This is a genomic window from Brevundimonas sp. UBA7534 (genome assembly GCF_002479325.1).
GTDB lineage: Bacteria > Pseudomonadota > Alphaproteobacteria > Caulobacterales > Caulobacteraceae > Brevundimonas.
Genome location: NZ_DLMO01000135.1, coordinates 1 through 2,696, shown reverse-complemented (window position 1 = coordinate 2,696; position 2,696 = coordinate 1). Strand labels below are relative to the sequence as shown.

Here is a 2,696-nt window from a genome sequence, read left to right as displayed (position 1 = left end):
CGCCGCCATCGCCGCCGCCGTCGAAATTATGCGTGACGGGGATGTGGTGGTGATCGCCGGAAAAGGGCATGAGCAGGGTCAGATCGTCGGCGGCGTGACCTACCCGTTCGACGACGTGTCCGTCGCGTCCGAGGCCCTGTCCATCCATGCCTGAATCTGGGCCTGAATCCGCTCCCCGCCCGCTCTGGACGGCCGCCGAAGTCGCCGCCGCCGTGAACGGGGTGCTGGGCGGAGACGACGCCCCCATCAACGGCCTGACCTACAACAGCCGTGAGATCGCGCCCGGCGACCTGTTCCTGGCCCTGCACGGCGCGCGCGACGGGCATGAGTTCGCCGCCGCCGCCTTCGCCGCGGGCGCCGCCGCCGCCCTGGTCGACCGCCCGATCCCAGGCGGGACCACGGTCACGGTCGACGACACGCTTCGGGGGCTTGAACGGCTGGGCGTCGCCGCCCGCGACCGCGCGCCCCATGTGAAGCGCGGCGCCGTCACCGGCAGCGTCGGCAAGACCAGCGTGACCCAGGCGATCAAGGCGGGCCTCGATCTGGCCGGTCCGGCCCACGCTTCGATCAAGAGCTACAACAACCATATCGGCGTGCCCCTGACCCTGGCGCGGATGCCGGTCGAAACCCAGCGCGCCGTGTTCGAGATCGGCATGAACGCGCCGGGCGAGATCGCGCCCCTGTCGCGCTTCGTCGCCCCCCACGCCGCCTGCGTCACCACCGTCGGCCCGGTTCATATCGAGGCCTTCGCCGATGGCGAGGCCGGCGTGGCGCGCGAAAAGGCCTCGATCTTCGACGGCCTGGTCCCCGGCGGAACCGCCGTGGCCAACGGCGACGTCGCCTTCTCCGGCGTGTTGTGCGACCGCGCCAAGGCGGTCGGCGCGCGCCTTGTCGTGTTCGGCGCCGACCCCGGCTGCGACGCCCGCCTGCTTGACTTCCGTCCCGATCCCGAAGGGGCGACCGTGTCGGCGGAACTGTTCGGCCGGCCGCTGGAGTACCGCCTGGCCCAGTCCGGCGCGCACTGGGGCCTGAACAGCCTGTGCGTTCTCTTGATGCTGGACGCTCTGGACGTGCCGCTGGAGACGGGTCTGCAGGCCCTGGCCGGCTTTCAGCCCCTGGCCGGGCGCGGACAGACCCGCAACGTCGCCGTGCCCGGCGGCGCCTTCACCCTGATCGACGAAAGCTACAACGCCAATCCCCTGTCGATGACCGCCGGCTTCCGGACTCTGGGCGCGCGCCCCGCGCCCGGCCGCCGCGTCGTCGTGCTGACCGACATGCTGGAGTTGGGCGACCAGAGCCGCGCCCTGCACGAGGGTCTGGCCGGACCCATCGAGGCGGCGGGCCTGGACCTGGTCCATGCCGCGGGGCCGGAGATGCGCTGGCTCTACGACGCCCTGCCGGCCTCGCGCCAGGGCCTGTGGCGCGAGACCGCCGCCGAGCTGGCGGCCGAGGCGGCGATGCTGGTCGGCCCCGGCGACATCGTCATGGTCAAGGGTTCGAACGGGTCGAAGGCGTCGCTGGTCGCCCAGGCCCTCGCCGACCTGCAAAGCGCCGAAGGCGCCCCCTCAAGCAGCGGCGCGCCGCGCGCGACGCGATAGGGAAAACAAGATGTTCTATCTTCTGTACCTCTACTACGCGGACGTCGCGCACCAGTATCCGCTGCTGAACCTGATCCAGTATCAGACCGTGCGCGTCGCCCTGGCGCTGGCCACGGCGATGATCGTGGCGGTGGCGATGGGCAGCCGCTTCATCAACTGGATTCGCGCCAAGCAGGGCCGGGGCCAGCCGATCCGTGACGACGGTCCCGTCAGCCACCTGTCCAAGGTCGGCACCCCCACCATGGGCGGCCTGATGATCCTGGCGGGCATCGGCGTGTCGGTGCTGCTCTGGGGCGACCTGACCAATCCCTACATCTGGATCGTGTCCGGCGTGACGGCGGCCTTCGGCGTGCTGGGCTTCATCGACGACTACGCCAAGGTGACCAAACAGACCTCGGCCGGGCTGACGTCGAAGCAGAAGCTGGCCGCCCAGACCCTGGTGGCGGTGATCGCCGGCGTCCTGACCGTGCTGTGGATGACCCGCTCGCCGACCTCGCCGGGGCTGGAGACCTCGATCGCCTTCCCGTTCTTCAAGGCGGTGCTGCTGAACATCGGCTGGTTCTATGTGGCCTTCGCCGCCTTCACCATCGTCGGCTTCTCCAACGCCGTGAACCTGACCGACGGGCTGGACGGCCTGGCCACCGTGCCGGTGATGATGGCCGCCGCCGCCTTCGGGGTCATCTCTTACCTGGCCGGCAACTTCGTCTTTTCCGAGTATCTTCAGATCCACCACGTCCCCGGCTCGGGCGAGCTCGCCATCTTCTGCGCCGCCATGATCGGCGCCGGGGCGGGCTTTCTCTGGTACAACGCCCCGCCGGCCAAGATCTTCATGGGCGACACCGGCTCGCTGGCCCTGGGCGGCGCCCTGGGCGCCATCGCCGTGACGACCAAGCACGAGCTGGTCCTGGGCATCGTCGGCGGCCTGTTCGTGGCCGAGGCGGCCTCGGTCATGATCCAGGTCGGCTACTACAAGCTGACCAAGAAGCGCATCTTCCTGATGGCCCCGGTCCACCATCATTTCGAGAAGATGGGCTGGCCGGAATCGACCGTCGTCATCCGCTTCTGGATCATCGCCGGCGCCCTGGCCCTGGTCGGCCT

General features: G+C 69.9%; 2 protein-coding genes and 1 pseudogene. All 3 read left to right on the top strand.

Going from position 1 to position 2,696, the window contains the following annotated elements; translation table 11 throughout:
* A pseudogene (locus B2U11_RS11255) lies at window positions 1–154 on the top strand (UDP-N-acetylmuramoyl-L-alanyl-D-glutamate--2,6-diaminopimelate ligase); the annotation flags it as partial.
* Complete coding sequence (locus B2U11_RS11250; RefSeq protein WP_292071821.1) at window positions 147–1,598, top strand: UDP-N-acetylmuramoyl-tripeptide--D-alanyl-D-alanine ligase; 1,452 nt, start codon at window positions 147–149, stop codon at window positions 1,596–1,598. The pseudogene B2U11_RS11255 and the gene B2U11_RS11250, both read left to right, overlap by 8 nt.
* 10 nt (window positions 1,599–1,608) lie before the next feature.
* On the top strand, window positions 1,609–2,696 hold a 1,088-nt coding region (gene mraY / locus B2U11_RS11245; RefSeq protein ID WP_292071820.1), incomplete at its 3' end, for a phospho-N-acetylmuramoyl-pentapeptide-transferase.

What these genes read in the sequence shown, in the direction of transcription:
- B2U11_RS11250 (WP_292071821.1), top strand. Translation starts at nt 147, where the DNA reads ATGCCTGAATCTGGGCCTGAATCCGCTCCCCGCCCGCTCTGGACGGCC.